This is a genomic window from Henriciella sp., assembly GCF_049649345.1.
GTDB lineage: Bacteria > Pseudomonadota > Alphaproteobacteria > Caulobacterales > Hyphomonadaceae > Henriciella.
Genome location: NZ_JBARZC010000616.1, coordinates 1 through 4,612, shown reverse-complemented (window position 1 = coordinate 4,612; position 4,612 = coordinate 1). Strand labels below are relative to the sequence as shown.

The following is a 4,612-nucleotide window of genomic DNA, read 5'->3' as shown; positions in this document are numbered from 1 at the left end:
ACGCTGTTCCTCATGCACGACCGCTCGCTTGGCCGCACGACGACCGGCTCAGGCGCCGTCGCTGGCACGGACTGGGCAGAAATTGCCAGGATGCGCCTTGTCGATAATGACGGCACGGTTACGGCGTTTACGCCCCCGACGCTTGACGAAGCGCTTGTCTGGGCCCGGCAGACCGGCGCGATCCTGGAGCTTGACCGCAAAGAAACGACGAGCTTTCGCAATATCCTCGAAAAGGTCCGCGAAGCCGGCGCCGAGAACAACGTCATCCTGATCAGCTATACTGACGAAGAAGCGCTGATGATTGCAGAGCTTGCCCCTGACGTCATGATGACGGCCGGCATCGGCAATCGCGACCACGAAGCCGCGATGATCGAGGCCGGTCTTGATCCGGAACGCCTTATCGCCTGGACGGGCACCCGCCGTCCCAGTCCCGGCAAATGGCGCGGGCTTGCCAGCAAGGACATCGAAAGCGCTTTCGGCACGCTCGGCCGGGCCGGCGAACGTCTCGATGATCAATACTGGGCGGATGGCGACCCGTCCGAATATGAAGACCTCGTCGAAGCTGGCCTCGTCATGCTGGCCACCGATACGCCTTACCGGCTGATGGAGCTGGAGGGCACGATCGGCGGCGCGGTAGACCGTGCCAATCAGGCCTGCTTCATCAAGGCAGAATAAAGCGCTGTCATCTTGACACCACGCCGCGCTGGACCTACTTGCCGCGCCAGTGGTGAGAGACGCCCGCTATTCGCCAGGCCTGTCCTGATGGTGAAGATCTCCAGGCGATCGGCCTGATCCTGCTAAAGACCCTTCTTCTGGAAGACCGGTCCTGACAGCAATGCGAATACCTGCCCCTCTGGACCGGCCTGCTATAGAAAGGTCGAGCTATGCCCGACAGCCCCACACCCAAACCTGCGAGAACTCGCGAGCAAGCCAAGGCGCGCGCGAGACAGCTCCGTTCTGAACTGGCCGCCGCAGGCCAATCGATCAGCCACGCCAAAGCGCTCGAGAAAGTTGCGCATGAACTTGGCTACCGGGACTGGAATACAGCCTCGGCGCGCCTGTCCAATCAGCCGGAAGTGCCGCTTCAGGTCGGTGACCGTGTTTCGGGCCACTATCTCAAGCAGCCTTTCGAAGGGCGCGTCCACGCTGTGCGCGAACTTGCGGGCGGCATCGGATATGAAGTCACCCTCCATTTCGACACGCCGGTCGATGTGGTGGAATTTGAAAGCTTTTCCGGACTTCGCCAGCGCGTCAGCGCGATGATTTCCGAGGATGGCGTCTCCTGGAACAAGACGAGCGACGGCGTCCCACACCTCGTGGTTCAGCCTGAAGATGCCCTGATCGTATAACGGATGGGCGGGCGGCCTCTGACGGCATGAGGAGGCCGCCCGCCCGGCCCTGATGCAGCAACAAAACCCCTGGTTTATTTTCTGCCGATCCTGAAGTTTAAATTGAGTGCTCTTACGATTTGTTAAAACTAAGATCTCATACTTTTCGGGGTCGAGGGACAGGCAGCACCGACGTTGGGATCTGCTGCGGCATCAACACTGTCTATAACGTTTGCGGGGCGGGGAATACCAATTGGTCAGACTCATTCGGTCAGTCTTCTATTTCGGACCGCTGATCTTTGCTTACGGCTTTATCATGCCGTTGACAGCGCAGATCATCGGCCAGGCCGGCTGGACGATGCCGTTTGGCCTGTCGCCGCTGATGGCTGGTCTGCTGGTTGCGAGCGCGCTCGGCATTCCGGCACAAATCAGGGGGAGCTGGATCTAGACGATGTCCGACAGAAAACTATCAGATCTGAGCCCTGCTGAGCTTGCCCGTATGGAGCGCGATATTGCCCGCAAGCATATCGGCAAGTTTCCATGGCTCGCCGTGACGTGGAGCTTCGCCAATTTCGCGTTCTGGCTGGCGCTCTGGCCGCTCGTCATCTTTGCAAACTTTCCGCTCTGGGCAGCCTTTACTCTGGCGACCGTTTCGATCGCGCTCTGCTATCTGCCCTCTCACGAGGCGCAGCACGACATCATTGCCCGGCCCGGCTCGAATCTCAGATGGCTGAACGAACTGGTCGGCCACATGTCGACCATACCCCTCGCCCTGCCCTATCGCGTCGCACGCGTGACCCATCTCCAGCATCACCGCCACACCAATGACGAGGCGCTCGACCCGGATATCTCGACCCGCGCCGACGGCCCCTGGCAGGCGATCTGGACCTCGATCAAGAATCGCCAGCCGCGCGCCAAGGGCGGCATGAACGCCTATGGCACCGCCCTCATCCGCCTCAAACGCCGTGACGTGCTGTTTGACGCTGTGCTCTACAATCTCGGCTTCTATACGATCCTGATCACGCTTGCCTGGTCAGGTTATGCTATCGAGGCCGCGCTTCTCTGGTGGCTACCACGCCACCTCGCCTACACTTATATCCAGTATTATCTGAGCTGGGCGCCGCACCACCCGGCGAAAGAAACGCGGCGCTACCGCAATACGCGCAGCTTTACCGCCCTGCTCGGCAATCTCGGCTCGATGGGCATGCAGTTTCACGTCGTCCATCACCTGCATCCGCGCATCCCGCTTTACAGGACACCCATGGCGTACTGGGAGATGAAGCCGATCCTCGAAGCCCAGGGTACGCGCGTCGACGAGCTCTAGCTTTCAGGGATAAAGCCGCTCGGACGTCCAGACGCCGGCTTTCTTCGTGAATTTCAGCCTGTCATGCATGCGGAAGGCCTGGGCCTGCCAGAACTCGATACTCGCCGGCACGAGCCGGTACCCGCCCCAATGGGCAGGGCGCGGAATGTCCTCACGGCCCTCATAATCGACCTGCAGCGCCTTGATTCTCTCTTCGAACACATCGCGGGACGGAAGCGGGCGTGACTGGTCTGACGCAATCGCGCTGATCCGGCTGTCCCTCGCGCGTGACGCGAAATAGAGGTCAGCCTCCTCGCCCGGAACGGAGACGATTTCCCCACGCACGCGAATCTGCCGCGAAAGCGATTTCCAGTGAAAACCAAGCGCAGCGACCGGATTGGCCTTGAGCTGGTCGCCCTTTGCGCTGTCGAAATTGGTGTAGAAGGCAAAGCCTTCCTCAGAGATGCTCTTCAGCAGGACGACCCTCACATCCGGGCGTCCGTCCGTGTCCACCGTAGCCAGCGACATAGCGTTGGAATCGCTCGGCTCGCTCTCGCGCGCTTCGGCCATCCAGGCGTTGAAGAGCGCGATGGGATCGGCCGCATTGGCAATCAGAAAATTGCCTGCGCTGTCCTTATAGTCGGCATCGCTCGGGCTTGGCGGGATGACATCGGAGGAAGTGTTGTCGGTCATGGCCTCAGATCCTGGTTTCGGTCTCTAAGCGAGAATGCCGCCATCCACGCGCAACACCTGGCCGGTAATATAGTCGGCCTTGTCGGAGGCGAGGAAAGCGACCGCATCGGCAATATTCTGGGCGCTGCCCCAGCGCCCTTCAAGGGGAAGGATCTTGCTCATCCGCTCCATTGTCTTTTCCCGGTCGACGCGTCCGCTGGCGAAGGCGGTCTTCCACATGCCGCCATCGATCACGCCGGGGGCCACCGCATTCACGCGCACGCCGGAGCGGCCGAGATCGATCGACATGTTCCGCGTCATCGAATTGACCGCGCCCTTGGACGCCGAATAGGCGATCTGGCCGACGCTGCCCGTGCTCGCCGAAACAGACGAGATATTGACCACACAGCCCTTGCGCGATTTCAGGCTTTCGGTCAGCGCATCTGTAAGGAGAATGAGGTTTCTCACGTTCACATTCAGCGTGTTGTCGAGGCCGTCCTCAGTGACCTTTCCGGCCGGCTCATGGACGCTTACCCCTGCATTGTTGACCAGGATATCGACCGGCCCGAGCTGTTCGACAATCGCTTCGGCAAGCGCTTTCCAGCCATCGCTGGACCCAAGGTCGGCATGGAAGACGACGGGATTATTGGGCAGGTCCGCGGCGATCTTGTCGAGCGCATCGGTATTGCGCGCGACCAGCGCGACACGGGCGCCCCCTTCTGCAAGCGTGCGCGCAATCGCTTCACCAATGCCGCGGCTCGCGCCAGTGACCACGGCATTCTTGCCTGAAAAGTCATACGTCATCTTCGTCACGTCTCCTCTTGCTGTTTGGGCGAGAACCTATTCCCTTTGCCGCGCTTTGCAATGCGGCGGTGCGGGGTCTACGCTTCCCCGCTTGGGCAAGACGGGACGAGAGCGATGCAAGCAGGATCAATCAGAAGGCACGCATTCATCACCGCCCTGTTGGCATCGGTGACGCTGATCGCCGCCTGCCAGCCCGAAACGTCTCCGGCTGAGCCATCGGCCAGCGACATGCGGTCTGCCGCAAGCATCGCCGAAGCCTATACGAACGCCTATAACAGGGGAGATATCGACGCGATGGCGGCGCTCATGCATCCGGAAATCGAATGGTATGCCGAGGACGACGGAGAGATGGTTCTGATCGCGTCCGGCAAGGATGCGCTTGTTAAAGACGTGAGCGCCTATTTCGAAAACGGCCAGACGACCACGAGCCTTCTTTCGGATGTCCGCATCACTGAGACCGGTATCGAAGCCGTCGAGACCGTCTCCTGGACCAGCGAAGATGGGG

The 4,612-nt window shown here is 60.6% G+C and carries 7 protein-coding genes; 5 read left to right on the top strand and 2 right to left on the bottom strand.

Going from position 1 to position 4,612, the window contains the following annotated elements:
- The 4 genes from WA989_RS17130 to WA989_RS17115 form a co-directional block, all read left to right on the top strand.
- Positions 1 to 675, top strand: a 675-nt coding sequence (locus WA989_RS17130; protein ID WP_424341692.1) for a glycerophosphodiester phosphodiesterase family protein, incomplete at its 5' end; no start/stop codon positions are given.
- Positions 676 to 884: 209 nt separating this feature from the next.
- Positions 885 to 1,349 carry a glyoxalase superfamily protein gene (locus WA989_RS17125; RefSeq protein ID WP_424341691.1) on the top strand — a complete coding sequence of 155 codons (465 nt, stop codon included), beginning with the start codon at positions 885 to 887 and terminating at the stop codon, positions 1,347 to 1,349.
- A gap of 232 nt (positions 1,350 to 1,581) precedes the next feature.
- Positions 1,582 to 1,776 carry a hypothetical protein gene (locus WA989_RS17120; protein WP_424341690.1) on the top strand — a complete coding sequence of 65 codons (195 nt, stop codon included), beginning with the start codon at positions 1,582 to 1,584 and terminating at the stop codon, positions 1,774 to 1,776.
- A gap of 3 nt (positions 1,777 to 1,779) precedes the next feature.
- Positions 1,780 to 2,652: a fatty acid desaturase gene (locus WA989_RS17115; protein ID WP_424341689.1), complete on the top strand. Its 873-nt coding sequence runs from the start codon at positions 1,780 to 1,782 to the stop codon at positions 2,650 to 2,652.
- Between the two features lie 3 nt (positions 2,653 to 2,655).
- On the opposite strand, the gene pdxH is transcribed toward WA989_RS17115, so the two are convergent.
- On the bottom strand, positions 2,656 to 3,324 hold the full coding sequence (gene pdxH, locus WA989_RS17110) for a pyridoxamine 5'-phosphate oxidase (protein ID WP_424341688.1): 669 nt from the start codon (positions 3,322 to 3,324) through the stop codon (positions 2,656 to 2,658).
- 24 nt (positions 3,325 to 3,348) lie between these two features.
- A complete protein-coding gene (locus tag WA989_RS17105) occupies positions 3,349 to 4,107 on the bottom strand; it encodes an SDR family NAD(P)-dependent oxidoreductase (protein ID WP_424341693.1) in 759 nt (252 codons plus the stop codon).
- Between the two features lie 114 nt (positions 4,108 to 4,221).
- Here WA989_RS17105 and WA989_RS17100 point away from each other — a divergent pair.
- The coding region (locus WA989_RS17100; protein WP_424341687.1) for a nuclear transport factor 2 family protein at positions 4,222 to 4,612 on the top strand (391 nt) is incomplete at its 3' end.

Coding starts and splice junctions, on each gene's coding strand:
- WA989_RS17125 (WP_424341691.1), top strand. CDS start 885: ATGCCCGACAGCCCCACACCCAAACCTGCGAGAACTCGCGAGCAAGCC.
- WA989_RS17115 (WP_424341689.1), top strand. CDS start 1,780: ATGTCCGACAGAAAACTATCAGATCTGAGCCCTGCTGAGCTTGCCCGT.
- pdxH (WP_424341688.1), bottom strand. CDS start 3,324: ATGACCGACAACACTTCCTCCGATGTCATCCCGCCAAGCCCGAGCGAT.
- WA989_RS17105 (WP_424341693.1), bottom strand. CDS start 4,107: ATGACGTATGACTTTTCAGGCAAGAATGCCGTGGTCACTGGCGCGAGC.